The organism is Mucilaginibacter rubeus, assembly GCF_003286415.2.
GTDB lineage: Bacteria > Bacteroidota > Bacteroidia > Sphingobacteriales > Sphingobacteriaceae > Mucilaginibacter > Mucilaginibacter rubeus_A.
Genome location: NZ_CP043450.1, coordinates 6560031 through 6586553 on the forward strand (window position 1 = coordinate 6560031; position 26523 = coordinate 6586553).

General features: G+C 42.1%; 23 protein-coding genes and 1 tRNA gene. 14 read left to right on the top strand and 10 right to left on the bottom strand.

All coding sequences use genetic code 11. From position 1 onward, the window contains the following. The first annotated feature begins 467 nt into the window (after positions 1–467). The 5 genes from DEO27_RS26485 to DEO27_RS32050 all read left to right on the top strand — a co-directional run bounded on the left by DEO27_RS26485 (position 468) and on the right by DEO27_RS32050 (position 5964). Positions 468–1457 carry a toll/interleukin-1 receptor domain-containing protein gene (locus tag DEO27_RS26485; RefSeq protein WP_112574597.1) on the top strand — a complete coding sequence of 330 codons (990 nt, stop codon included), beginning with the start codon at positions 468–470 and terminating at the stop codon, positions 1455–1457. Positions 1458–1656: 199 nt separating this feature from the next. Beyond that, on the top strand, positions 1657–3291 hold the full coding sequence (locus DEO27_RS26490) for an ABC-F family ATP-binding cassette domain-containing protein (protein WP_112574596.1): 1635 nt from the start codon (positions 1657–1659) through the stop codon (positions 3289–3291). A gap of 304 nt (positions 3292–3595) precedes the next feature. Next, positions 3596–4747 carry a DNA cytosine methyltransferase gene (locus DEO27_RS26495; RefSeq protein ID WP_112574595.1) on the top strand — a complete coding sequence of 384 codons (1152 nt, stop codon included), beginning with the start codon at positions 3596–3598 and terminating at the stop codon, positions 4745–4747. A 2-nt stretch (positions 4748–4749) separates the two neighbouring features. Next, positions 4750–5670: a DUF4928 family protein gene (locus DEO27_RS26500; protein ID WP_112574594.1), complete on the top strand. Its 921-nt coding sequence runs from the start codon at positions 4750–4752 to the stop codon at positions 5668–5670. Positions 5671–5703: 33 nt separating this feature from the next. Next, entirely contained in the window at positions 5704–5964 is a 261-nt protein-coding gene (locus DEO27_RS32050; RefSeq protein ID WP_410505404.1) for a hypothetical protein, read from the top strand. Between the two features lie 288 nt (positions 5965–6252). Here the strand turns inward: DEO27_RS32050 and DEO27_RS26510 are convergent. Beyond that, positions 6253–6324, bottom strand: a tRNA-Arg gene (locus tag DEO27_RS26510). A 138-nt stretch (positions 6325–6462) separates the two neighbouring features. Then, positions 6463–8535, bottom strand: coding sequence for a methionine--tRNA ligase (gene metG, locus DEO27_RS26515; RefSeq protein ID WP_112574593.1), 2073 nt, complete (start codon positions 8533–8535; stop codon positions 6463–6465). Positions 8536–8673: 138 nt separating this feature from the next. On the opposite strand from metG, the gene DEO27_RS26520 reads away from it, so the two are divergent. The 4 genes from DEO27_RS26520 (at position 8674) to DEO27_RS26535 (ending at position 13058) form a co-directional block, all read left to right on the top strand. Further along, positions 8674–9576: an LD-carboxypeptidase gene (locus tag DEO27_RS26520; protein ID WP_112574592.1), complete on the top strand. Its 903-nt coding sequence runs from the start codon at positions 8674–8676 to the stop codon at positions 9574–9576. 238 nt (positions 9577–9814) lie between these two features. Then, the gene (locus DEO27_RS26525; RefSeq protein ID WP_112574591.1) at positions 9815–10921 is read left to right on the top strand and encodes a ligase-associated DNA damage response exonuclease; all 1107 of its coding nucleotides are present in this window, start codon (positions 9815–9817) and stop codon (positions 10919–10921) included. Further along, positions 10918–12534: an ATP-dependent DNA ligase gene (locus DEO27_RS26530; RefSeq protein WP_112574590.1), complete on the top strand. Its 1617-nt coding sequence runs from the start codon at positions 10918–10920 to the stop codon at positions 12532–12534. Before DEO27_RS26525 ends, DEO27_RS26530 begins: the two co-directional genes overlap by 4 nt. A 62-nt stretch (positions 12535–12596) precedes the next feature. Then, on the top strand, positions 12597–13058 hold the full coding sequence (locus DEO27_RS26535) for a MaoC family dehydratase (protein WP_112574589.1): 462 nt from the start codon (positions 12597–12599) through the stop codon (positions 13056–13058). A 271-nt stretch (positions 13059–13329) separates the two neighbouring features. Here DEO27_RS26535 and nadD read toward each other — a convergent pair whose 3' ends face one another. From nadD to DEO27_RS26555, 4 genes are all read right to left on the bottom strand, one after another. Beyond that, on the bottom strand, positions 13330–13902 hold the full coding sequence (nadD, locus tag DEO27_RS26540) for a nicotinate (nicotinamide) nucleotide adenylyltransferase (RefSeq protein WP_112574588.1): 573 nt from the start codon (positions 13900–13902) through the stop codon (positions 13330–13332). A gap of 74 nt (positions 13903–13976) precedes the next feature. Then, a complete protein-coding gene (locus DEO27_RS26545; protein WP_112574587.1) occupies positions 13977–14348 on the bottom strand; it encodes a four helix bundle protein in 372 nt (123 codons plus the stop codon). Between the two features lie 38 nt (positions 14349–14386). Next, a complete protein-coding gene (gene gmk, locus DEO27_RS26550) occupies positions 14387–14956 on the bottom strand; it encodes a guanylate kinase (RefSeq protein ID WP_112574586.1) in 570 nt (189 codons plus the stop codon). A gap of 101 nt (positions 14957–15057) precedes the next feature. Beyond that, positions 15058–15933, bottom strand: a complete 876-nt coding sequence (locus DEO27_RS26555; RefSeq protein WP_223818062.1) for a YicC/YloC family endoribonuclease — start codon at positions 15931–15933, stop codon at positions 15058–15060. A 234-nt stretch (positions 15934–16167) separates the two neighbouring features. On the opposite strand from DEO27_RS26555, the gene DEO27_RS26560 reads away from it, so the two are divergent. Next, a complete protein-coding gene (locus DEO27_RS26560; RefSeq protein WP_112574584.1) occupies positions 16168–16977 on the top strand; it encodes a hypothetical protein in 810 nt (269 codons plus the stop codon). 18 nt (positions 16978–16995) lie between these two features. On the opposite strand, the gene rnc is transcribed toward DEO27_RS26560, so the two are convergent. Genes rnc through DEO27_RS26575 form a run of 3 tightly spaced genes read right to left on the bottom strand, consistent with a single transcriptional unit; the run spans position 16996 to position 19245 of the window. After that, on the bottom strand, positions 16996–17721 hold the full coding sequence (gene rnc, locus DEO27_RS26565; protein ID WP_112574583.1) for a ribonuclease III: 726 nt from the start codon (positions 17719–17721) through the stop codon (positions 16996–16998). A gap of 13 nt (positions 17722–17734) precedes the next feature. Beyond that, complete coding sequence (fabF, locus tag DEO27_RS26570; protein WP_112574582.1) at positions 17735–18988, bottom strand: beta-ketoacyl-ACP synthase II; 1254 nt, start codon at positions 18986–18988, stop codon at positions 17735–17737. Positions 18989–19008: 20 nt separating this feature from the next. After that, positions 19009–19245: an acyl carrier protein gene (locus DEO27_RS26575; protein ID WP_031266521.1), complete on the bottom strand. Its 237-nt coding sequence runs from the start codon at positions 19243–19245 to the stop codon at positions 19009–19011. Between the two features lie 148 nt (positions 19246–19393). Here DEO27_RS26575 and DEO27_RS26580 point away from each other — a divergent pair, with 148 nt between their 5' ends. Beyond that, the gene (locus DEO27_RS26580) at positions 19394–19819 is read left to right on the top strand and encodes an IPExxxVDY family protein (protein ID WP_223818063.1); all 426 of its coding nucleotides are present in this window, start codon (positions 19394–19396) and stop codon (positions 19817–19819) included. Between the two features lie 64 nt (positions 19820–19883). Continuing rightward, a complete protein-coding gene (pyk, locus tag DEO27_RS26585; protein WP_112574581.1) occupies positions 19884–21323 on the top strand; it encodes a pyruvate kinase in 1440 nt (479 codons plus the stop codon). 602 nt (positions 21324–21925) lie between these two features. Here pyk and DEO27_RS26590 read toward each other — a convergent pair. Next, positions 21926–24640 (bottom strand): ATP-binding protein, encoded by a 2715-nt coding sequence (locus DEO27_RS26590; protein ID WP_190295248.1) that lies wholly within the window; start codon positions 24638–24640, stop codon positions 21926–21928. 368 nt (positions 24641–25008) lie between these two features. On the opposite strand from DEO27_RS26590, the gene DEO27_RS26595 reads away from it, so the two are divergent. Together DEO27_RS26595 and gldD are read left to right on the top strand one after the other, a co-directional pair. After that, entirely contained in the window at positions 25009–25815 is an 807-nt protein-coding gene (locus tag DEO27_RS26595) for a shikimate dehydrogenase family protein (protein WP_112574578.1), read from the top strand. Continuing rightward, positions 25812–26393 carry a gliding motility lipoprotein GldD gene (gene gldD / locus DEO27_RS26600; protein WP_112574577.1) on the top strand — a complete coding sequence of 194 codons (582 nt, stop codon included), beginning with the start codon at positions 25812–25814 and terminating at the stop codon, positions 26391–26393. Before DEO27_RS26595 ends, gldD begins: the two co-directional genes overlap by 4 nt. The last annotated feature ends 130 nt before the right edge of the window (positions 26394–26523 follow it).

Genomic DNA, 26523 nt, shown 5'->3' on the forward strand with positions numbered 1-26523 from the left:
AGAATGAAATATCCTGCTCTCTAAACTGAAACTTGACGTTTCTCCCGTTAGCTCAAACCAAAAAGCGCTTAATTTTTTAATGTCGAGATAGTTGTAAACCGCTGATTATTTCTTGTACGGGCAGGCCGGGATTGGCGGCATGTAGACCATTTGGCAAAATACAAAAAAAATTAAATTTTAGTTTGAGGACGATGAAGTTGAAGCTGCTCTGAAAATCGCTTTGACTGAGTATTTCGGCAAAAAACTTAATAATTTCTTATTCCGAACGTTTGAAGTTATTGAGTCTTTCCTTATACCAGAGCGTGATTTCCGTTATGCTTGTTTTTCCTTACTCCGGACGTTGGAAGTTAATTTTTCAGATAGATTTCATTTGTGCAAAAATCGCGAGTATATTTATGCTATGTGTTTGAAAAACAGTATTTTGTTTTTATGTTGCATATGGTGGTATACTAACGGACAATCTAAAAATGAAAGAAAACATCCCCTTAAACATTCTCATCATTGATGCAGAAACCGATACTGTTGAGTTGTTAAAAAATCGGTTGCAATTGAATAAGGATGTATTAAAAACTTACGTATCAACTTCAATTAAAAACGCAAAAATCGAATTAAATTCAAAGCATATAAATGTTGTTTTTATTGATCCATTGTCTTTTGATTTAGATGAGGCTTCAAAATTTATTTTTAATGTACGAGGGACGCTACCTGAAATTGTTTTCGTTTTATTTTATAATTACTTCAAAGCGGAACAAAGGTCCTCTGAATTTTATAGAGGACAAAGAAGCAGATTCACTCATTATTATAAACTGAATAAGCAAACGCCAATTGAAAACTTTCAAGATGAGATGGTTTATATATTTCAAAAAATACAAAGTGATTTGAGATGGAGAATGTCGGATCAAAACATTAAAACACTCATTCAGCAATCTGAAGATTTGATAAATAAAAACCCTAATTCAGAAAGCGAAATTCCTAAAGTTTTAGAAGAATTGAGAGATCAATTAGATCAGCTCCGAAGACAAACAACACCCAAAGCAGAAACTGTAACAAAAAAATCAATATTTATTTCATATAGATTTACTGAAATTGAATATAAGAAGGATTTGGCTGATCATTTGATAGAAAATGGATATTCTGTGGTAACAGGAATGGAATCGAATCAATATATCAGTGACGCGATAATTGCCAGAATAAAACAATGTGAATTCTTTTTATGCCTAATGACAAAACATCAAGAAAAAAAAGATGGTACATTTACTACCAGCCCCTGGCTTCTTGAAGAAAAAGGTGTTGCATTAGCCTCAAATAAAAAATTAGTACTTTTAATTGAAGAAGGCGTAACTGATTACGGTGGTTTACAAGGAGATTGGCAAAGAATTCATTTCTCATCAAAAGGATTTATGTCGGCCGCTAAGCAAGCATTAAAACAGATAAAATCTTTTGAAGGAGAGAATTAGCATATTCCTGTTCTTTATAGATATTACCTCATATTTTTATTGCTATTCTTCCTTACATATAACTATTTGAAATTGGAGAACCAGAGTTAAATATTCCCTCGTTGTTTCCTCTAACGCTCTCATATCGCATCCCTTCATTCTCCTGCCGTAATTCTGTGTCTTTCACTTATCTTTGCGAAAAATTCAATATTACAATACAGTGATTAATGTTAATAACATCTCCGTTTCATTTGGCGGAACCACCCTATTTAGCGACGTAACCTTCTCAATAAACGAGAATGATAAGATAGCCCTGATGGGTAAAAATGGCGCCGGCAAGTCTACCATCCTCAAGATTATTGCCGGTGCGGCTAAACCTACTACCGGCAACGTAACCGGCCCTAAGGATGCCGTAATTGCGTATTTGCCACAACATTTGCTTACTCACGATAACGTAAGCGTTTTTGAGGAAACGATGAAAGCTTTTGATGAGGCCAACCAGATGCAAAAGGAGCTGGACGAAGTAAATGAGCAACTCAACATTCGCACCGATTATGACAGTGACGACTACATGAAGCTGATTGAAAAGGTATCGGAACTGAGCGAGAAAGTTTATTCGCAGGAAGAAGTGAATTATGATGCAGAGGTAGAAAAGGTATTGAAAGGTTTAGGTTTTGAACGTAAAGACTTTACCCGCCAAACTTCCGAGTTTTCGGGCGGTTGGCGCATGCGCATTGAGCTAGCCAAAATTCTGTTAAAGAAACCGGATCTGATCTTGCTGGATGAGCCCACCAACCACATGGATATTGAGAGTATACAATGGCTGGAAGATTTCCTGGTTAACTCGGCCAGGGCAGTAATGGTTATCTCCCACGACCGTACTTTTGTTGATAATATCACCAATCGTACCATTGAGGTAACCATGGGCCGGATCTATGATTATAAGGCCAAATACACACATTATCTCCAATTGCGTGCCGAGCGTAGGGTACACCAATTGAAAGCCTACGAGGAGCAGCAACGTTTTATAGCCGATAACCAGGAGTTTATAGACCGCTTCAGGGGTACTTACTCAAAAACTTTGCAGGTACAATCGCGCGTGAAAATGCTTGAAAAACTTGAGGTCATCGAGATTGATGAAGTTGATACTTCGGCATTGCGATTGAAATTTCCGCCATCGCCACGTTCCGGCCAATACCCGGTAATGGTTGAAGACCTGACAAAAACCTACGGCGATCACGTGGTGTTCAAGAACGCGGCCATGGTGATTGAGCGCGGCGAAAAAGTGGCTTTTGTAGGTAAAAATGGTGAAGGTAAATCGACCATGATCAAAGCCATCATGGGCGAAATAGATTTTGAAGGTAGCCTAAAAGTTGGTCACAATGCCAAGATTGGGTACTTTGCCCAAAACCAGGCATCGTTGTTAGATGAGAATTTAACCGTATTTGATACCATCGACCAGATCCCATTGAGTGATGGCACAGTAAAGATCAAAGATCTTTTGGGCGCGTTTATGTTCAGCGGCGATGATACTACCAAAAAAGTAAAAGTACTTTCAGGAGGTGAGAAAACCCGTTTGGCCATGATCAAGCTGCTGTTGGAACCTGTAAACGTGCTGATCCTGGATGAGCCAACCAACCATTTGGACATGAAAACCAAAGATATCATCAAAGATGCCCTAAGAGATTTTGATGGAACGCTGATCCTGGTATCCCACGACCGTGATTTCCTTGACGGTCTGGTACAAAAAGTATTTGAGTTTGGCAATAAACGCGTCCGCGAACATTTTGAGGATATCAAAGGATTTTTAGCTTATAAAAAGATGGATAGCTTGAAGCAGATTGAGCAGGGGTAAGATAAGTGCATTTCGCGTGAAAAAGAAAAGCCTGCAAATATTTGCAGGCTTTTTGTCTTTTAGTACTTCCGACGAGAATCGAATAGAGATCTATAGTTTCGGAAACACCGATTCTATTCGCTGAACTATGGTACCGTTTAGCCCGTGGTAAGCATTATAGCAGAAACGCTCCCCAATTTGACGATATGTCAATAGAAACACAGCGTGGTGTAAAGTAAAATGAATAGAATTATCTAAATTTACCACATTATTCTTTGGATATTTATTATCCTAATATCAATATTTTCAAGCTTTAAAAAGATATATGGATCAACCTTTCAAATTTTATGAGTTTTTTTGCGGCGGAGGGATGGCAAGGGCTGGCTTAGGAGATAACTGGGAATGCGTTTTTGCTAATGATATTGATGAAAAAAAAGCCGAAACTTATAAAGCTAATTGGGGCGAGGGTGAAATAAAAATTGACGATATAGCAAATATAAAAACAGAGAATCTAAGTAATCTGGCTGACCTGACATGGGCGTCTTTTCCCTGTCAGGATTTATCTTCTGCTGGTGCTGGGGCTGGTCTCGAAGGTGCTAGGTCTGGAACATTCTGGCCTTTTTGGAATCTTATTAAAAAATTGCGTCTGGAGAACAGAGTGCCCAAAATCGTAGTTTTAGAAAATGTTTGTGGAGCTTTAACTTCACATGAGGGTAAAGACTTCTCCGCAATTTGCAGTGCTATGCAAAAAGAAAATTATCTTTTTGGGGCTGTGGTCGTAGACGCAGTTGACTTTCTGCCACAGTCAAGGCCTAGATTGTTCTTTATAGGCGTACAAAAAGATTTGATTGATGTTTCATTTCTGACAAGGACAGAGCCTGATTCGAAATGGCATACAAAAGCGCTAATTAACGCACAAAAAAAATTGGAAGAGGCTGCAAAAAAATCATGGATTTGGTGGAATATTCCTTATCCTACAAAGAGAAAAAGCACTTTATTAGATTGCATAGAAGAAAACCCTGAAAGTGTTAAGTGGCATTCTCCTGCGGAAACACAACGATTGATTAGTTTAATGAGCCGCGCTAACCTATCTAAGCTGCAAAAGGTTAAAGAATTTGGAAAGCCCAAAATAGGGACTATATATAAGCGCACAAGAAAAGACGAGAACGGGAATAAAGTACAACGTGCTGAAGTAAGATTTGATAATATTTCGGGATGCTTGAGAACACCCTCAGGTGGGTCTAGTCGCCAAATAATGATCTTTGTTGATAACGAATCTGTTCAATCTAGGTTAATTTCGGCAAGAGAAACTGCAAGGTTAATGGGATTGCCGGATGACTATAGGCTTCCCCCAAAATATAATGACGCTTATCATTTAACAGGTGACGGTGTGGTTGTACCTGTTGTTAGTTTTTTAAGTCGACATGTTTTAGAACCGATTCTTTTAAACCTTAAGAAATCCCAAAAAGCAGCTTGAGCATGTCAACACTAAATAGCGAATTGGATAGGTTTTACGTAGATCATAAATTTAATTCCAAAGGAAAACTTAGCGTCGCTTTGGTGATAACAGAGCATGCAAAAAAAAGAGGGCTACCATTAGATGCAGAATTGCTATTGACAGAAGGAGGGGGACAGGTTTACGGATTAGGAAAAGGTGCGGTTCAAAGTATATTGGCAAGACATGGTATCGATAAAGTATTGGCGCAAGAGGGAGGCCGAACCAGCCGTGGTAGTATTGGCAATATGCGTGAATATGTAGGGTTTCTGAACACATTTTCGGAGAATGAACTCGAGGTTATCGAACGTTTTTGGATCGAAAAGGTAAAAATATTTTTCTCAGGTAAACCTCTCAAGATTAGACTAGACAATTCTCAAAGCTTGAGAAGTATGATTAGGGATCTAATTCAACAGGCGGAATCTCGTCAAAAAGATTCGCAGGGTGTATATTATGTGGGTGCTATTTTGCAACACCTTGTTGGAGCAAAATTAGATTGTGCTTTAGGTATCGGGCATTTTTCTCATAACAGTTTTTCCACTTCGGATGCGCAGACCGGAAGAAATGGTGATTTCTTTATTGGCAATGTCGCTTTACATGTAACAACTTCTCCTACAGAATCGATCATTTCTCGCTGTCAGGATAACTTAGAAAGGGGACATCGTCCTATAATAGTGACTACCAAAAGAGGAATAACCTTAGCCGAGGGACTTGCAGAAAACGCGAATCTGGCTGCCAGGATTGATGTTTTTGAAATCGAACAATTTATTGCACTTAATCTTTATGAGTTTGCGAAGTTTGATGAGCGAGGTAGAACTATTGCGGTTAGTGATCTTGTAGGCAAGTATAACGAGATTGTTATGCAATTTGAAACTGATCCAAGTTTGCTTATCGAACTTCAATAAGTGAAGGAAACGAAGGAAAAAAGAAGTCGCATCATGCGGGCGGTCAAATCTAAAAACACTGCCCCAGAAATACTTGTCAGGAAACTTATTTACAAACTGGGCTATAGATATCGCCTCCATAACGTCAGTTTACCAGGCAAGCCGGATATCATATTTACCAAAAGGAAAAAAGTGATATTTATTCATGGATGTTTTGGCATGGTCATTATTGTGCAGGGGGTAATAGGATACCTGCCAGCAACACAGAATACTGGGTTCAAAAAATTGAAAAAAATAGATCCCGTGATAATCTAGCACTCAAACTGCTCGAACAGGATGGCTGGAAAGTCCTTATCTTATGGGAGTGCGAACTAAAAAATATGGACTCATTAAAGAAACTAATCATAGCATTTCTTCAATTCTAATACAAGAATATCTGTAGCTTATTCTGTCCAATAAAGTGTTTTAACTTAAAAATAGCCAATTATATAGATATTTCAAAGCAATTTAAGAGTTGCTTTCTTCCCATGCAAACGAAAAAACCAATAATATTTTCACAAAAAAGCCTTCAGACTTCCGTCTAAAGGCTTTTGACTTAAAATGTGGTCCCGACGAGAATCGAACTCATATCTAGAGTTTAGGAAACTCCTATTCTATCCGTTGAACTACGGGACCGTTTAAAGATCAACCTTAAAAAGGCTGATCTTTTATTTAGTTTGCAAAGGTGCAATTTTTCATTGAAAAATCACACCTTAAAATTCAAAATTTAAAACAGACTTCATTTGCACATCTGCACATTTGAAACCTGCACATTTAGCGAATTACCGCGCCGTTGTGGAAATCTTCGGTTGGGGCAACAAAGCTAAGTTTGCCTTCGCTGTTTTCGGCCATCAGGATCATACCTTGCGATACAATGCCTTTGATCTCCCTTGGCTCCAGGTTTACCAGGATACTCACTTTTTGCCCGATGATGTTTTCCGGTTCGTAGTATTCGGCAATGCCCGATACTACGGTGCGCTCGTCAATGCCGGTGTCAATGGTCAGTTTCAGCAGCTTTTTGGTTTTTGCAACTTTCTCAGCGGCTAAAATAGTACCGGTACGGATATCCATGGTAGCAAAGGTTTCGTAATTAACGTTTTCCTTTGCAGGCTGCACATCTGCCGATTTTGGCGGAACGGCAGCGGCTTTTTTATCTGATAGTTTTTTAAGCTGAGCTTCAATCACATCATCCTCTACCTTTTCAAACAACAAAGCCGCAGGGTTTAACTGGTGACCATTGTTGAAATACATTTCCTGATCATAAGCTATCGGCTCGTTAGGCAGATTAAGCATGGTGATGATCTTTTTAGCTGTAGCCGGTAAAAACGCCTGTGCTGCAGTAGCTAAATGACCAATCAGCACCAAACAGTTGTGCAGCGCTTCTTTGGCGGCGGCAGGATCTGTTTTGATAGTTTTCCATGGCTCTTTTTCGGTCAGGTAGCGGTTACCTAAGCGGGCCATATCCATTACGGCCTGCAACGCCTGGCGGTAACGGTAAGCTTCAAGGTTCTTCTCTATCTCATCGTAATATTCGCCAATTCCGGTGCTGAGGCTTTCGTCGGTAAATTCAATCCTGTCGGCATCCGCCTCAATTTTACCGTCGTAAAACTTGTGCATCAGTATCATTACCCTGTTCACGAAGTTACCCAGAATAGCCACCAGTTCATTATTTACACGGGCCTGGTAATCTTTCCAGGTAAATTCGCTGTCGCTGGTTTCGGGCAGGATTGATGTCAGCACATAGCGCAGTTCATCCTGTTTGCCCGGAAACTCTTCCAGGTATTCATGCAGCCAAACGGCGTGGTTACGCGAGGTAGAAAGTTTATCACCTTCCAAATTCAAAAACTCGTTGGCCGGCACGTTTTGAGGCAAAATATATTCGCCGTGAGCGTGCAATATAGAAGGGAAAATAATACAGTGGAAAACGATGTTATCCTTGCCGATAAAATGCAGCAGACAAGCATCATCCTGCTCGTCAGCCTGCTTTTTCCAGTATAATTTCCAGTCTTTTTTATTATCAATAGCCCATTGCTTGGTGGCCGAAATGTAGCCGATAGGTGCATCCATCCACACGTAAAGCTTTTTACCTTTAGCTTCGGCTAAGGGTACATCAATACCCCAGTCAAGGTCACGGGTCATGGAGCGTGGTTGCAGGCCCGATTTTAGCCATGATTTACACTGGCCAAAAACATTCACTTTCCAGCTGCCTTCCTTCTCGTCAATCCATTGCTCCAACCATGGCTGGTATTTATCTAACGGCAGGTACCAGTGCTTGGTCGATTTCAATACCGGGGTCTTACCGCTCAGGGTTGATATCGGGTTGATCAGGTCGGTTGGGTTAAGGGAGGTACCACAACGTTCGCATTGGTCGCCATAGGCATTTTCATTGCCGCAATTTGGGCAGGTACCTATGATATAACGGTCGGCCAAAAACTGCTGGAAATCCTCATCAAAATACTGATCAGAAAATTTCTCAACAAACTCATCCTTTTCGTACAGGTTCAGGAAAAACTCCTGGCTCAGTTCATGATGAATAGGCGACGAGGTACGATGATAAATATCAAAAGCGATCCCGAACTCTTCAAAACTCTCTTTTATTTGCTTGTGATATTTGTCAATAATAGCCTGTGGGGTAGTATCTTCTTTTTTGGCTTTGATGGTAATGGCCGCGCCATGCTCATCCGAGCCGCATATATACACTACATCCTTCTTTTTTAGCCTTAAATACCGCACAAAAATATCTGCCGGAAGATATGCACCGGCAAGGTGACCAATATGTAAGGGGCCGTTGGCATAAGGCAGGGCCGATGTAATGGTGAATCGTTTATATTTGTTGAGTTGTGACATTAAATATCGCCTTGGTAAATAGTGTGCAAAGATAATTGATTTAAGTGGGAAAAATGCCCGAACCGTGATGCTCATGATTTAAGGATTTCCTGATTTTTTGTCTCTTATTATCAAGGTAATCGTTCAATCTTTAAAATCATGGTTCAAACTCACCCACCTTACCTTAAAAAAGGCGATAAAATTGCCATTACCTGCCCGGCAAAAAAGCTGCCTAATCCTATGACAGATGCCATTGCGCTGTTGCAAAGCTGGGGATTAGAAGTTGTATTAGGCGATACGGTGGAAGCTTCGTTTCACCAATTTGCAGGGGATGATGATTTCAGGGCGGCCGATATGCAGCGTTTTGTTGATGATGACAGTATCAAAGCCATTATAGCGGCTCGTGGCGGCTACGGAACGGTTAGGATGATTGACAAAGTTGATTTCAGTCGCTTTGCACAAAATCCTAAATGGCTCATTGGTTTTAGCGATATCACAATTCTGCATTCTCATCTGTTTACCAACTATGGAGCGCAAACCATCCACGGGCAAATGCCGGTTAATATTCCCGACGCATCCAAACATTCGATAGATACTTTAAGGCGGGCCCTCTTTGGCGAAGAGTTAAGCTATGAATTTACAACACACGATACCAACAAGCCCGGCGAGGCTACAGGCATTATAATCGGCGGTAATTTATCCTTATTGGTAGCATCTGCGGGTTCAGTATCTGATTTAGACTATGTCGGAAAAATTCTGTTTATAGAAGATGTGGGCGAATACCTTTATTCGGTAGATAGAATGCTGCGGATGTTGGACAGGGCCGGTAAATTAAAAAGCCTTGCCGGTTTGGTAGTGGGCGGTTTTACAGATATTAAAGATAATGATATCCCCTTCGGCCAATCTGTGCCACAGATAGTGATGGATATTGTAAAAGGCTATGATTACCCGGTATGTTTTGATTTCTCGGCAGGGCATATCCCGGATAATAATAGTTTAGTATTAGGACGCGAGGTTGGCTTGCAGGTAGATGAAAAGCAGGCGAGGTTGTGGTTTAAGTAAGCCTCAAGCAGTCTTTAAAAAAATGTCATTTCGACGAACGGGAGGGTTGTGTGTAACGGCGTGAGGAGAAATCTTATACGCCAAGTACGGTGGCCTGCAAAGCGTATAAGATTTCTCTTTCGCCCCGGCGCTCGTTCTCCCGCCCGCAGCTCTATCGAAATGACATCGTTTTTGAGTTTTTAAACTCCCCTTTAGGGGCTGGGGGCAAACCAATTTGCTTATCAGTAGTTTATACATCATGGCCAAAAAACCGCTGCTTGAATTTACTGACAGAGGAATTTACTGTGCGCAAGGCAAATTTTACATCGATCCCTGGAAGCCGGTTGATGATGCCGTGATAACCCATGCCCATGCCGATCATGCTTATTGGGGGCATAAACACTATTTAGCGCACCACCTTTCACGTGAGGTGTTGTTGTATCGCCTTGGCGAAATCAATCTTCAAACGGTTGAGTATGGTGAAACCGTACTAAAGAATGGTGTAAGCATATCATTGTATCCTGCAGGGCATGTAATTGGTTCGGCACAGATCCGGGTTGAATATAAAGGTGAGGTTTGGGTGGTTTCCGGTGATTACAAGGTAGAAAACGATGGCATCTCCACACCTTTTGAACCGGTTAAATGCCATCACTTTATTTCCGAGTGTACGTTCGGTATGCCGGTTTATCAATGGAAACCGCAGGTACAAACATTTAGCGAGATTAATAGCTGGTGGCGCCAAAACCTTGATAACGGATTAGCTACAGTATTGGTTGGTTACTCATTAGGGAAAGCGCAGCGAATCTTGCAAAACCTCGATCTGTTTAACGGCAAGGTTTATACCCATGGTGTTATCGAAAATACCAATGAAGCTTTGCGCCGCAATGGTGTGCTGTTAAATCCAACAGAACGGATCACACAGGAGAGCTCGAAGGAAGAAGTGAGGAAAGGCATTATTATAGCGCCGCCCTCATCGGTGGGCACGACATGGATGCGCAAGTTTCAGCCTTATAGTTTTGGCTATTGCTCGGGTTGGATGGCTATTCGTGGAGCCAAACGCCGCCGTGCTGCCGATAGGGGATTCGTACTCTCTGACCACGCTGACTGGGATGGCCTCATCAGTGCTATTGACGCCACGGGCTGTGAGTGTGTTTATCTTACCCACGGCTACACCGCCACTTTTTCAAGATATTTAAGTGAGATAGGTTTTAACGCACGTGAGGTGCATACGCTTTATGGTGGCGAAGAGGAAGATACCTCACCTCAACCTTCATCAGAAGAAAGGGAGCCTGAAACCTATGATAAATCTTCAAGTGAAGTCTCCCCTCTCGGGGGAGATTTAGAGGGGGTAGGAGGTATCTCATGAAAGCATTCGCGCAACTCTTTTTATCGCTTGACGAAACCAACAAAACCAATGAAAAGGTTAAAGTATTAAAAGACTATTTTAATACCGTGCCAGATACCGATAAAATGCACATGCTCGCCCTCTTTACCGGTAGGCGACCAAAGCGGCAGATCAATTCAACACTTGTACGTAACTGGGCTATTGAGGCATCGCATATTCCGGCCTGGCTTTTTGAGGAAAGCTATCATGTAGTAGGTGATCTGGCCGAAACCATGGCCCTATTGATGCCGCAAAGCAACACAAGCAGCAGCAAAACCCTCACCGAATGGATAGCCGAGATCAATGCCCTTAACGATAAAACAGAGGAGCAAAAAAAGGAGTGGCTCATGGAGTCGTGGGCTATGCTGGATAGCCAGGAGCGCTTTGTATTTAATAAACTGCTCACCGGAAGTTTTAGGGTTGGCGTATCGCAAAATCTGGTGATCAAGGCGCTGGCTGATATCTCCGGGTTGGAGCCCGCTGTACTTACCCATCGTGTAATGGGCAGTTGGCTGCCCGAAACCTACCCGTTTTCGCAGCTGATGGAAGAGCAGGATGCCGCGGCAAATATTTCACGCCCCTACCCATTCTTTTTAGCCTATCCAATACAGGAAACCTCAGAAAAACAAAAAACGCCCGCGGAAGTAGGTATTGCCCTTGGCGATGCCGCCGACTGGCAGGCCGAATGGAAATGGGATGGCATCCGGGCGCAAATGATAAAGCGGGGCGATGAAATTTTTATCTGGAGTCGGGGCGAAGATCTCGCCACCGAAAAGTTTCCTGAACTGCATCCTTTCCTGAACGCGCTGCCCGATGGTACAGTGATTGACGGAGAAATCCTCAGTTTTCAGAACGGTTTACCTATGCCTTTTAATGTGCTGCAAACCCGTATCGGTCGGAAAAACCTGAGTAAAAAGATATTGGAGGAAAGCCCCGTCGCCGTAATCGCTTATGATTGTCTGGAGTATAATGGAGAAGATATCCGCTACAAATCCCAAGCTGAAAGGCGGGAGATTTTGGAAAGATTGCAGGCCGAAACACAATACCCCGAAATATTCCGGATTTCCGCGTTGATTAGCTTTGAAACCTGGGAGCAGTTGGGCAGTATCAGGGAACAGTCGCGTGCTATGATAGCCGAAGGGATTATGCTAAAACGCAAAAGTGCTGCTTACCAGGTTGGCCGTAAACGGGGCGACTGGTGGAAATGGAAGATCGACCCACTATCGGTTGATGCCGTAATGATCTATGCTCAAAAAGGGCACGGCCGCCGGGCCGATCTGTATACCGATTATACTTTTGCCGTTTGGGATGGGGATAAGCTGGTGCCTTTCGCTAAGGCCTATTCTGGGCTTACCGACGCAGAGATCAACAAAGTTGATTATTTTATCAAACGCAACACCATCGAAAAATTTGGCCCTGTACGTACCGTAAAACCCGAACTGGTGTTTGAGATAGGTTTTGAAGGGATTAATAAATCAACCCGGCATAAATCGGGAATAGCGTTGCGTTTTCCGAGGATCTTGCGATGGCGGCATGATAAGCCCAAAGAAGAAGCCGATACACTTGAAAGTCTGAAAGCTTTACTGGGCGAATAACTGGTTAGATTTTATACCTTTGCGGCTTCAAAACAGAACACCCTAACTATCATTAAACCAGTATGATTGTAATTAATAATTTTCAGGAGTTTGAACAGCAGGTAGGCAATGACCTTGGTGTATCATCATGGCATACTATTACGCAGGAGCAGATCAATAAATTTGCTGATGCTACGCTTGATCATCAATGGATTCACACCGACCCTGAAAGGGCTAAAACTGAAAGTCCTTTTAAATCAACCATAGCACATGGCTATCTTACGCTTTCGCTCATTCCTCACCTGTGGAAAGAAATCGTAACTATAGGCAACCTAAAAATGGAAATTAACTATGGGATCGAAAACCTGCGTTTTGCCCAGCCGGTATTAGTTGATAGTGAGGTGCGCCTGAAAGTAAAGCTGGCTGGTTTGTTAAACCTGCGTGGCGTGATCAAAGCTACCATGAGCATCGAAATGGAAATAAAAGACCAGCGTAAACCTGCCTTTAGCGGCGATGTTGTGTTTTTATATCACTTTGTGGATTAAGAAATTACTTCGTATTTCTATACACTCGTCATTGCGAGATACGAAGCAATCCCCGACTTTACAGAGCGGCTATGCATGTGTCCCTGTGCAGTTCGCGATTGTTTCGTACCTCGCAATGATGGGTTGATGAGTACAGTTCGCGATTGCTTCGTACCTCGCAATGACGCTTTTCGTTCTCCGCTTGGCCGTGTCCTCACGGTCAACTTGTATGTAATAAAAAGCGCCCGTGAGGACACGGATGCTGGGATATTTTATAGATAATGTACTTCGACTACCTGTACAAACTCTTACTCTCAATAAATTTCAACACCGGGTCAGGTACAAAATATTGTACATTCTTTTTTTCGGCGAGGGATTTGCGGATGAATGTTGCCGACAGCTCCATGAGCGGCGTCATGGTAATGGTAACTGATGGATGATCGGCCAGTTCGGCATTTTCGTAGCCTGGGCGCGGATATACAAAAATGCGGTAATCGCGTAGGATAAGCTTATAGTTTTTCCATTTATGTAACGTGCCCAGATTGTCAGACCCCATTATCAGGGCAAACTCGTGTTCCGGATATTTTTCCTTTAAATGGGCAAGGGTATCAATGGTATATGATGGCTGTGGCAGTTTCAGTTCCACATCGCTTACGGTAATATTGGTTGCGTTATCCGTAGCTAACCGAGCCATTTCCAACCTGTCGTAAGTGTTGATCAGGTCGCCATATTTTTTTAGCGGATTTTGGGGTGATACCACCAGCCATACCTTATCAAGCGAGGTATGGTTTGCCATATAATTAGCAATTATCAAATGCCCTATGTGTATAGGATTAAACGAACCAAACAGTAAGCCTATTTTCATTTCAGTCAGCAGTTTTCAGTTGATAGTTTGCAGTTGGGCAACGGCAACTATTATCATAAGTATAAGAAAAGAACCTATAGCCCTGCTCCAAATTTCCCAGGGTTATCAATCATATATTGAGCGAGTCTTCCTATTTCGTCAGATAGTAAATACAATCTATCGTAAACCTCTTTTGTGATATATTCGCAAGCCAACGAAAATTCCAGCCAGCCTTGAGTTTCGCTGTTTTCCATATCAACGTCTGTAAGTTTACTTACAAAATGATTAGGAAAACGTCGTTTGCGGTAAGCTTCGATGGTACAAATGTTTACAGAACGGGATGATCTTCTGATTTGATCAGTTAGCGAAAACATTTCTTCTCTTGGAAATCGTTTTGTTATCGTATAGATCTCCATAGCTAAAGAGAAGCTCTTTTTGTAAAGCAGTAAATCTTTATAATTTCCCATTTAAAAACTGCCAACTGCAAACAGGCAACTGCCAACGGTCATCCAATAAACGCGCTCACTAAATCCTCTGCCTCTGTGCAGGCCGTTTCAAGATCGTAATTTTTGAGTATAATATCAAATTGTGGAGCGTATTTAAGCTCTTTTTCTGCCTTAGCGAAGCGTTCTTTCAGTTTTTCTTCGCTATCAGTACCTCTGCCGGTCAATCTTTCAATTAAAACCTCGAGCGATGGGGGCTGAACAAATATAGCCAGCGCTTGTGGCCCGTATTTACGTTTAAGGTGTAAACCGCCTTCAACGTCAATATCGAATATTACTGTTTTGCCTTGGGCCCAAATGCGCTCAATTTCGGTGCGGAGTGTACCATAAAAAGTACCGGTATAAACCTCTTCAAATTCAACAAACTGTTTTTTGGCAATACGGTGCAAAAACTCTTCCTTGCTAATAAAGTAGTAATCTTTCTCATGCACTTCATCGCCACGGCGCTCACGCGTGGTGGCCGAAATTGAAAATTCAAGCTCAGGGATTTTCCCCAGCAAATGATGTACAATTGTTGTTTTACCGGCACCCGACGGAGCCGAAAATATGATGAGTTTACCTTCTTTGGTCATTGATTATATACGTCATTGCGTCATTAAGTCATTGTATCATTTTTCAAAAACCGCCGGTAAAGCAATCAATGACTTAATGACCTGATGACTCAATGACTATACTATAATACGTTTAACAGTTGTTCTTTAATTTTTTCAAGCTCTTCTTTCATGCCTACTACCAGTTTCTGGATGTTGGCATCGTTGGCTTTTGAGCCTAATGTGTTGATCTCACGACCAATTTCCTGCGAAATGAAACCCAGTTTTTTACCGTTTGCGTCGGCATTTTTCAGGGTTTCTATAAAGTATTCGCAATGCGCTTTCAGCCTTACCTTTTCTTCGGTAATATCAAGCTTATCAATATAGTATATCAACTCCTGTTCAAAGCGGTTTTGGTCGATAGCTTCGCGGCTTGCAGCTTCGGCTAAGAATGTATCCAGACGCTCGCGAATTAATGGAACCCGTTTAGGGTCTTCCAGTTCAACAAGCTCCAGGTTTTTCAAAATGGTGCTGATGCGGCCTTTAATTTCCTGTTCAATAACATTTCCTTCCTGCGTGCGGAATTCCTGGAAAGCAGCCATGGCCTGTTGAAAGGTTTTCTCAACAGATTTCCACTCATCTTCGGATATGGTATCTTCTTCGTATTTTACAACTTCGGGTAAGCCTAAGGCCAGCTCAAGCAAGTTGCCGCCCGGCTCGCCAAGCTCTTCACTTACCGCCTTAAGCTGGTTATAGTAATGTTTTAGCAGATCTTTATCAATACCTGCAGCTTTTACCGCCTGACTTGCCTGCTCGGTGTTAATAGATAAATTAACTTTACCGCGTTCGATGAGTTTACTGCAATCGGTACGCAGCTGAAACTCTTTTTCGGCAAAAATCTTCGGTAAACGAAGCGATAATTCTAAAAATTTGCTGTTCAGGGATTTAACCTCTACGGTATATTTTGTATTGCCTGTATCAAAACTGGCAATTCCATACCCTGTCATGGATTTTATCATGCGCAAAGATAGTAATTTTAGAGATTAGTGGTTGGAGGTTAGAGATTAGTGTTTTCCACTTGGAAAAGGCGTATCGGGACATCGAGATTGATGGTAAAAGATTGGCGTTAGCTTCCTGGGCGTTTCGAAACTAACCTCCAATCTCTAACCTCTAACCATCAACGCGAAGCGCTTTAACACTTTTTCACATTTGCTGTAAAATAGAGTTCCTATATTTACGTTCAATTATCACTGATGCGCAACTATTTATACCTGCTTGTAACAGGCGTTCTATGCCTTATGTCCGTTTATGCTTCTGCCCAGGAATTTACGGTAAAGGGTGTTATCTCCAAAAAGGTGACCAACGAGCGTGTTGGACAAGTTTTTGTTAAAGATCTGAATACCAAAACACTGATACTTAGTGATGATGTTGGCTGGTTTAGCATAAAAACCCGTGTTGGCGATACTTTGCTTTTCTCCCGGGACGACTATACTCCGCAAAAAGTAGTGGTTTTGAATAATAGCGATATGCCTGTTTACATGCAGCCAATAATTAAGCTTGATGAAGTAAAAGTTGTTGGCCAAACCAAAAGGCAGGAGATAAACGAGGTTCTGAGAGATTACAAGAAACAAGGTAGTACTTACGACGGAAAGCCGCCGGTATTATCTTTCCTGAGTAACCCGGTAACCGGTCTTTACGAGCTTTTGGGTACAACACCTAATCGTGCACGTCGCTTTGCCCAAAACGCTCAAAGCGAACTGGAGCAGGCCGAAATTCATAAGCATTACAACATTCCGTTCGTAAAACAGTATACCGGCCTGGCTACCGACAGCCTTGCCCGTAAATTCATGAATTACTATACGCCTACCTATAAGGATATCAAAGCCTGGACAGATTACGACCTGATTAAGCATACCATACGGGCGTATGAGTATTACAAAAACAGCAGCGAAAAAGAGAAGCTGGAGAGGTTAAACAGCCCTACGTTTATCGTACCGGATTCAACCGTTAAACTTGGTGAAGGCCCGGTGCAGCTTAAGAAAGAGAAGCAACCGCCGCTTTAATCAATAAGGGTTTTTGAATCAGATCCCTAAAGCTTCGCAGGCTTTTTCGGCAGCAAGTTTTTCAGCGTTCTTTTTGCTGAATTCCTTGCCCGAGCCCATTACTTCGCCATCTACGTTAGCCTGTACAGTGAAAAGTTTGGTGCTTTCGCCATCCTGGTTAGTTACCAGTTCAAAAATAATATCGCGACCATGGCGTTGGCACCATTCAATGAGTTTGCTCTTGAAATTGGTTTCAGTTTGCTCCAGCGTGTGGATATCAATATGTGGTTTTATGATATGATTGATCAGGAAGTTTTTGGTAAAGTCGTACCCTTTATCCAGGTAAACTGCACCAATCAGGGCCTCAAAAGCATCACCCAATAATGAACCCTGCCTGCTTGAGTTAAGCATACGGTTATCATATTCAATGAGTTTATCAAAGCCAAGTTTTTTACCGAGCGCGTTGAGGTTTACGCGGCTCACTATTTTTGAGCGCAATTCGGTCAGGAAGCCCTCATCTTCATAAGGGTATAATTTGAAAAGTACTTCGGCAATAACACTGCCCAATACAGCATCACCCAGAAACTCCAGGCGCTCGTTGCTGTTCTTTACCCCCTTCTTAATGTTTTGCGCTACCGACTTATGGCGAAAAGCCATGCGGTATAAAGACAAATTGCCCGGCACGAAGCCGAGCAAATTCTTTAATATTTTAACATATTTCCGGTTAGGGGATATATATAGTTTGTAGAACCGATTGATAGGCATCAAATTACCACAATTAATCTTCGTATTTTCTAAATATTACAGAAGCATTGTGGCCGCCAAAACCAAATCCGTTGCTCTGCACTGTCCTTATATCGCGTTTTTGAGCGGTATTGAAAGTAAAATTGATCTTTGGATCAAAGGCAGGATCGTCGGTAAAGTGGTTAATGGTTGGTGGAATGATACCATGTTTCAATGCCAATATCGAAGCAATAGCTTCAACCGCGCCGGCAGCACCTAAAAGGTGACCTGTCATTGATTTGGTTGAGCTGATGTTGATACGGTAGATATCTTCGCCAAACACGTCCTGTATCGCTTTAACTTCCTGCGGGTCACCGATTGGGGTTGATGTGCCGTGAACGTTCACATAATCAATATCGGCAGGGGTTAAGTTAGCATCTTCAAGGGCTGCACGCATTACATAAGCAGCACCCAAGCCATCGGGGTGAGGGGCTGTCATGTGGTAAGCATCGGCACTCATGCCGCCACCCATCATTTCGGCGTATATTTTAGCGCCGCGGGCTTTAGCATGTTCTAATTCCTCTAAAATAATGGTACCAGCACCTTCGCCGGCCACAAAACCATCCCTGTCCAGATCAAACGGACGTGATGCCGTTGCCGGATCATCATTACGGGTTGATAATGCATGCATAGCGTTAAAACCACCAATACCGGCTTCGTTGATGATAGCTTCAGAACCACCGCTGATAAACATATTAGCTTTACCCAAACGGATATAGTTAAATGAATCTATCAGTGAATTGTTTGATGAAGCACACGCGGAAACGGTAGTGAAGTTAGGGCCACGCAAACCATATTTAATAGAAATATGGCCAGGGGCTATGTCGGCTATCATTTTAGGGATGAAGAACGGGTTAAAACGTGGTGAACCATCGCCTTTTGCAAAGGCCATAACCTCGTCAAGGAAAGTTTTTAAACCACCAATACCCGAACCCCAGATAACACCTATGCGGCTGGTATCCAGTTTCGAAAAATCTAATCCCGCGTCTTTTACGGCCTCTTCTGTTGAATATAAGGCGTATTGTACAAAGGGATCCAATTTACGGGCGTCTTTACGGCCCAAAAAACCATCCGCGTCAAAGCCTTTCACTTCGCACGCGAACTTAGTTTTGAATTTTTCGGTATCAAAACTTTTAATCAAGGCAGCGCCACTTACTCCATTGATCAGTCCGTTCCAGTAATCTGTAACGGTGTTACCAATAGGAGTAAGTGCTCCAAGCCCGGTTACTACAACTCTTTTAAACTCCATTTAATCCAGTTAGGGAGTTCTTATTTAACGTTTTTTTCAAGGTAAGCAACTGCCTGGCCAACAGTACCAATAGTTTCAGCCTGATCGTCAGGAATAGCCACGTTAAATTCTTTTTCAAACTCCATGATTAATTCCACGGTGTCTAACGAGTCGGCACCAAGATCATTGGTGAAACTCGCTTCTGGCGTAACTTCACTTTCGTCAACACCCAGTTTTTCTACGATAATAGCTTTTACTCTTGAAGCGATATCAGACATAGTCTTTATAGTTTAATGATTAATAAAAATTCAGTGCAAAGAAAAATAAATTCTGTCAATAAACAAATCTAAAACTTTTACAATATAATTCTCTAAACAAAATTTTATTGAAACAGTTTGTATTAGTAATTTTGACGGCGTAAAAGTAATGATTTTGAACAGGAAATTTTTAAAGTTTGAGATCGATTTTGATTTTGTGCTCATTGCGATAACAACGTCGCTTAAGGACTATCGCGTTTGTTTCCTTATCAATAAGTACCTGAATTTTAATTTCGTAAAAAACGACGACCTCGAAGTGGATATCTACCCCGGGGCTGATCCTGTTTTGTTTTCATTATACCGCTACAGTTGGGAAACCACCGAAACGGATTTCTTCTTTATTGGCAATAAAGGCTCAGACGGTTACCTGGTGCCTGAAATAAAAAGTGCCGACTATTTTTTAATGATACGTAACTATATAGATGATAATGAGCTTGATACGATCATCTCTTCGCTCAATAAAATACCGGAGATAGTTGCGGCAGTAAAGATTGATCCAAAAAAAATAAAATCACGGGAAAATCTGTTATTTTAGCGCCGAATTTAAAAAATGTCGGTTTTACAATCATTAAATACCCTCCAGTTTTAACCCGAATAATATGGAACTATACTATAATCGAACAAAAATTGTTGCCACCATGGGGCCGGCATCAGCTAAAAAGGATGTTTTATTAGCGATGATCAAGGCAGGTGTTAACGTTTGCCGTCTTAATTTTTCGCACGGTAAGCCCGAAGATCATAAGGTAGTGATCGATCTTATCCGTGAAATTAACGAGCAATACAAAACCAACGTAGGTATCCTTGCCGATTTACAGGGTCCTAAAATCCGTATAGGCCTGGTAAAGGATGGCGGTATTCATTTAGTTAACGGAACGCACATCAAAATTACCACACATGAGTGCATTGGTAACGATGAGCAGATCTACATTACTTATGATACCTTCCCGCAGGATGTACAGGCAAACGAAATTATTTTGCTTGATGATGGTAAGCTGCAATTAAGGGTTATTGAAACCAACAAAGTTGATACAGTTATATGTGAGGTAATTCACGGTGGTATTTTAACATCACGTAAAGGTGTTAACCTGCCAAACACTAAAGTATCTATCCCGAGCTTAACAGAAGAGGATTTGATCAACCTTGAATTCGCCCTTAAACAGGATGTTGAATGGATTGGTCTTTCTTTCGTTCGTACAGGCGAAGATATTGTAGACCTTAAACGTATTATTGCACGTAACGGCTCTGCAGCTAAAGTAATAGCTAAAGTTGAAAAACCTGAAGCCATTGAAAATATTGATGCCATTATTGCCGCTACAGATGGTGTAATGGTTGCCCGTGGTGACCTGGGTGTTGAAATGCCGCTTGAAGAAGTGCCATTGCTGCAAAAAATGATTGCCCGCAAATGTCGCGCTGCTTCAAAACCGGTAATTGTTGCTACCCAGATGCTGGAGTCAATGATTACTACCCCGCGCCCAACCCGTGCCGAAGTGAATGACGTTGCAAACTCTGTACTTGATGGCGCCGACGCGGTAATGCTAAGCGGTGAAACATCTGTTGGTGAGTTTCCGGTTATCGTTATCGAAACTATGGCTAAGATAGTTCGTAACGTTGAAGAGCTTGGCTATCCTTTCAATGCCCCTAAAGAAGCGGTTGTTAAGGATCCTGCATCTCCAGACTTCCTGATCAACGCGCTTTGCGAGTCAACCGTACACATTGCTGAGCAAAGCAACGCGGTGGGTATTGTTTCAATGACTACATCAGGCTATACTGCATTTGAAATATCAAGCCACAGGCCTAAAGCAAGTACTTATATCTTTACATCAAACAAGCAGTTGCTTAACGCGCTTAGCCTTGTTTGGGGTGTAAGGGCATTCTACTACGATCAGTTGGAAAGTACCGACCAAACTATTGCCGATGTTAATAACATGCTTAAAGCTGAAAACCTGATTAAAACAGGCGATATCGTTGTTAACACAGCCTCTACTCCTATTATTAAACAAGGAAAAACCAATACACTAAAATTAAGTGTTATTGAATAACAATATTTAGGATCTTACTTTTAATGAAGAAGGCTCGCCGGGATAACTGGCGGGCTTTTTTGTTGAGGGATGGCCTGTAAAAAACAATGCCGGCCACCCGAAGGTAACCGGCAAAGCACAATTAAAATCAAGCACAATTTAGGTTTAAGGTTAAAAGGCCCGATTTCTTTTGCTATCCTAAAAAATAAAAGGTAGATGTTTTTTCAAATAGCCGGAATACTTACGAGCGTTTATAAAAACGATTGTTGCATTTGGTGCAATGGTAACGTTTTACTGAAAGCCACGGAAGCAATAGCTTAACAATTGAGCCTCTTTTTATCCTGTCGCAAAATTTATTTTTACAGCGTGGGCACGTCGCTGTATTTGTTTTACCAATGGTTGGTATGGTATTGGTGTTATTGTTTTGGGCAATAAACTTATCTTCATTAACAGTAACAGTCATTATTCAGGGGGGATTGTATGTCACAAAGCTGCCTAAAAGTTGTATAACAAAACTGCCATTTAACTTCACAAAACCGCCATTTACGTTAAAAAAGCACACTTTAAGTTAAAAAATGCCTGAAAACTAAAAAGGATAATTAGAATGATAGGGATATATAAGTTTAAAGCAACTCGTTAACATCCCTGCCATAGTATTCTTTAAACAATTTGCCGAAGTACGCGGGCGTATCAAAACCGGCGGCATAGGATACTTCGGCAACCGTACGGTACTTGCCGCTTTCAATAGCTTCACGGGCAATTTGCAGCCGGATGGCGCGGATATATTTATTAGGTGTAAGCCCGGTAATTGATTTTATCCGTCTGAATAACTGTCGCTCGCTAATAGCAAGTTCGTAACTCAGCCCTGCAAGGGTAAGGTCGGTTTTGCCGGTATGTTTGCGTACCATAGTTTCCAGTTCCTCCAACCATAACAGGTCAGCAGGCGAAAGTACCTGGTCGGCATTTTCTGTCGATGATTGCTCAATTGGTGATTCGTTAGAGACGGTGGCTAACTCGTCGTATTCAGCGACGGTTGCTGCAGCACGGGCGGCTGCGTTAGTTATCAGGTTGGCTGTACGTGCAAGCAATTCGCTGCTTAAAAACGGCTTGGTAAGATAATCGTCAACACCGGTATGAAGCGCCTTAAGCTTATGGCGCGTATCGGCCAGTGCTGTAAGCATAATCACGGGGATCCTGCAGTATTCGGCACTTTGTTTAAGGGTTTCAAGCAAGGTAAAGCCATCCATTTCGGGCATCATTACATCCGATATGATCAGGCTTGGGGTAGCAGGCAGTTCCTGCAGCTTTTTCAATGCTTCGCTCCCGTTGCTCACTGTAACAAGCTTATATATAGGGCGCAGAATATCGGCAATATATGTTGCCATCTCATGATGGTCTTCTACCAGCATGATCAGCTGTTCGGTAGCACTTACAGAGGAATATTCGTTAGCTTTAAGGCCACTTTCGCCGGGAACTATCCCGGCAGCCATTTCTCCGGTAATATGAAGCGGTAGTCCGATTTTAAACATTACGCCCTCGCCCCTGTTGTTTTCTACAGAAATGTGGCCACCCATCAGCTCGGTAAATTCGCGCGCAATAGCAAGGCCTATACCTGTTCCTCCCTCTAACGGGGCATTATCCCGTTTGCCTTGGTAATAACGGTCGAATATGTGCGGCAAATCTTCGGGTTGAATGCCTGTCCCGGTATTGGCTACGCTAAATTCTATTTTATCCTGTTTTACTGTTGATGTAATGGTGATGTCTCCTCCGTGAGGCGTAAACTTGATGGCATTGCCTATAAGGTTATTAACTATTTTTTCAAACTTTTCCTGATCAAGCGAAACAAAAAGTGCAGGATCAATGGAGTCAACCAATCTGTAGTTGATCCCTTTATATTCGGCAGCTGATGCAAAACCCTGGTATAAGGCTTTTATCAGCGACGCCAATGCGACTGGTTTTGGATTCACGGTTAACTTACCGGCTTCAAGTTTACCAAGATCAAGCAGCTCGTTGACGATGTTAAGCAGCTTTTTGCTATTGTTTGATATGGTTTGCAACATTCCCCGCTGCTCATCGGCATAATTATTAAAACCCATCAGTTGATTGGCCGGCCCCATAATCAAAGTAAGCGGTGTGCGTAACTCGTGACTGATGTTGGCAAAAAAGCGCGTTTTCATGGCATCCAGCTTTTCCAGCTGACTGTGTTCTTCGGCCAGTAAAGCAGCCTCTCTTTTCTTTTTAAGTATAAACCACCGGTAACCAATAACTGAAGCAACGGCTATGATCAATGCAATCGCAATTAAAAAATCGCGCTGAATTTCAACCAGCTTGGTTTGGTTGGCTGCTATCAGCAAGCGTTTATCTGCCCGGTATTTTTTATCCAGTTCGGCTGCGTCCCGTACTTTATCAAGCGCGTTGATGCTGTCATTAAGCTTGCGATAAAGGTTGTTATATTTAAAGGCATTTTTATAATCATCAAGGCCTTTATAGGCATCTGTTAAATGGTTGTAGATATTTTTCTGGATGGTAAGGTTACTTTGCGCCTCCGGTTGGATAGCAATGGCCATCTCGCCATATTGCACTGCCTTTTTAAAATCCTTATGATCAACGTACATGGTCATAAGCTCGTTAAGGTTATGCTTTTCGAGGGTTTTAAAATCCCCTTTACGCGATAGCTCCAATGATTGCATCAGAATCTCTTCGGCCTTTTTATCCTGGTTGGTCATGAGGTAAAGTCGGCCCAGGTTGCCCTGGTAACGGGCTATGCTAAAATCCGAAAGGAAATGCGCGTACCTGTTATCCAGCACCAGCTCCATCAACTGTATGGCCTTAGCCAGGTTTGCCGGCGATGACATGCTGCGCTCGGAAAGTATGTTGGAAATATTGCTCAGTGCGAAAATATAGGCTGCGGTATCCTTTAAACTTTGGGCATCTTTGGCAGCCTGCTCGGCATAAGGCAGGGCTTGTTTAGGGTTGTCTATCGACCGGTAGATGTCGGCAATGCAGGCACGGCAATCAATACTTAAACCTTTCCATCCGCGGCCGTCACATTCCTTTAATATTTTGAAAGCTACATTTAATGCTTCAACCGTTTTGGCTTCGCGGCTAAGCATATAAGCCACCATGATGGGAGCTTTTTCGTAAGTGAGCGAATCTGTAGGGGTAGCAAGTTTGGTGGCCTCACGTCCAAATGTTAAAGCATCATGTTCGTTGCCTATACCATAAGCCTGGTATGCTTGTGCCAATAGTACCCTGGCTTCAAAAGGTTGGTTACTATTTTTCCTTGCCGAATCGATAAGCCTTTTTGCAAGTATTGCGGCCGAATCCTGGCTTTTCATGCCGCGGAGCGTTTTCAGTATCGGTTCCTTATCTGGTTTAGGTTTGTTTTGCGCCCGGCCGGCAGTAAAACAGCAAAAAATAATTAAACAAGGGAGGAGTAGCCTCTTGAAATAACAGGTGGTTGAAATTGTAATAGGGGTCATGATAATGTGTCCAAATTACAACTTTATCGAAAACTGGAATTAATTAATTTGAAATAAATTACCTTATAAATAATATTTATTTATAAGGTAATCACGGGCATTGGTTTTAAATCAATAGTTAAATTTGTTTGTTTTGGTGTTAATATTACGCCATATAAAAGGTATATGCCCGGCTTAAAGCTTATTTGATTACTTTAGCAGCTGGTATTGTTATAGAATTGACCATGAAACACTACGGACTAATCGGTTTTCCGCTCTCCCATTCATTTTCAAAAATGTTTTTTACCGAAAAATTTGAAGCCGAAGGCATTACAGATGCACGCTACGATCTTTACCCGATTGAACATATCAAAGATCTGCAGGACCTGCTTGATGAACATCCTGATATTTGCGGCCTTAACGTAACCATTCCGCATAAAATAAATGTGTTGCCTTTTTTAGATTGGATAGAGCATGACGCCCGCAAAGCCGGTGCAGTGAACTGCATCAGGGTAACAGCCGAAAGTCCGGTTGAAGCTGCATTTTCGGGCGAGATTGGGGTTAAAGACCATGATTTCAGGTTGGAAGGCTACAACACCGATATTTACGGATTCGAGGAATCGTTAAAACCTTTAATTGGCGATGGTAACGATGATGCCCTGATTTTGGGTGATGGCGGAGCTGCAAAGGCTGTAAAGTGTGTACTGGAAAATTTGGGTATCAGCTATAAAGTTATTACCCGCAAACCCACGCACCACCCGGATAATATTTTGTTTAAAGATCTTAAGCCACATCATATCACCCAGCATAAGATCATTATTAACACTACCCCTTTAGGAACCTATCCTAATATTGACGAATGCCCGCCTATCCCTTATGAATTTATTGGCGATGATCATGTTTTATACGACCTGATATACAATCCCGAAGAAACCCTGTTTTTAAAGCAAGGCCGCGAGCGCGGGGCTACAACTAAAAACGGCTACGAAATGCTGGTTTTGCAGGCCGAAAAATCGTGGGAGATCTGGAACTCAAAAGAGAAACACCCATGAAGTATTTAACCTTACTGGTAGCGGCATTATTGTTTCTGGCAGCTTGTAGTAGTGGCAATCATGACTATGCACCTAAGCCACGTGGCTTTTATCGCATACCATTCCCAAAAAAGGAGTACCAGGATTATGCGACGGGTTGTCCATATGCTTTTACCTATCCTAAATACGCCTACATCGAACCGGATAAAAAACGCGATGCCAAACCTTGCTGGGTAAATATGCAGTTTCCGCAATTTAATGCTACGCTGCATTTGAGTTATCAGCCTATTACTTCGAAAAAGGAGTTTAACCAATTGGTTGAGGACGCGCGTACCTTTGCATTTAAGCATACGGTAAAAGCCACATCCATTGATGAGGGCATCATTCATTATGCCGATAAAAAGGTTTATGGCATCTATTATACTATAGATGGTAATGCTGCATCATCTGCCCAGTTTTTCCTGACCGATAGTGTGCATAACTATATCCGCGGGGCATTATATTTTAACAGCGAACCTCGCCTGGATTCTATACAACCGGTGCTTAATTTTATTAAACAGGATATGGCTGTGATGATTAAGAGCTTTAAATGGAAGTGAGTTTAGAGTCAAGACGGCAGGAATCAAGAGACAGGAAAGCTTCGCACTCTATATAAATTTACAGGGATAAATTATTATTTCTATTTCGGGCCGTTGACAAAAACAGCTGTTGACATCCGTTGTTACTGAT